This window comes from Dyadobacter sp. LHD-138 (assembly GCF_030929615.1).
GTDB lineage: Bacteria > Bacteroidota > Bacteroidia > Cytophagales > Spirosomataceae > Dyadobacter.
In genome coordinates this window covers 1-640 of the sequence record NZ_JAVFVU010000125.1, presented here as the reverse complement: position 1 = coordinate 640, position 640 = coordinate 1, and the positions used below count along the sequence as shown (strand labels likewise).

The following is a 640-nucleotide window of genomic DNA, read 5'->3' as shown; positions in this document are numbered from 1 at the left end:
GGTACTGGTTCGTCCTGATTGAGAAGATGGAATAAATTCCTGGACCTGCCTGCCTTCATCCAGTATAAATCCTTTTTTGAACTCACCATTGACATCTTCAACAATGACTTTTCCTGAAAAGGGGGCCCTTTTTGTTCTATTCAACCATTTTACGTCTGGGAAACGTGTCACAAGTTCATACTCATAATCTTTTCCTTTCTTGGAAACGACGAAAAAGGTGTTTGCTGAATAAGAAGCCATCGAACTATCGGGGTTTTTGTAATAAATATCTTCTTCTAGTTCATAAGGAATGATCATTTTGTCCTGACCATCGACGTTAAAAGTGTAGGACCCATTCCAGTTAATTTTTTTCTTCTTCGTTTTTTCTTTTTTACCATTCCCGGTTTTTAAGTTCGTTGGATTCTGAACCAGCTGTTCGTATCCATTTTTTACAATACCCAAGTCAAAGCTGGTGTCACTTTCCAATTGAGGAGAGGGATCCTCTTGAGTGTTTCGACAGGCATAGAAAACAACAACTAAGGATAGTGAGAGAGTGAGTGAAACTAAGTACTTCCATGGTAATAAATTTCTCATGTTTTTTTAGTTTATAGTGTAAGTAACGGTAGTAAGACGATTAAATCGTAACTAAGTAACAAAATAG

Annotated in this window: 1 protein-coding gene; it reads right to left on the bottom strand. The window is 37.0% G+C overall.

Going from position 1 to position 640, the window contains the following annotated elements:
* The coding region (locus RB622_RS30220) for a hypothetical protein (RefSeq protein WP_308050574.1) at nt 1–573 on the bottom strand (573 nt) is incomplete at its 3' end.
* Nucleotides 574–640 lie beyond the last annotated feature (67 nt).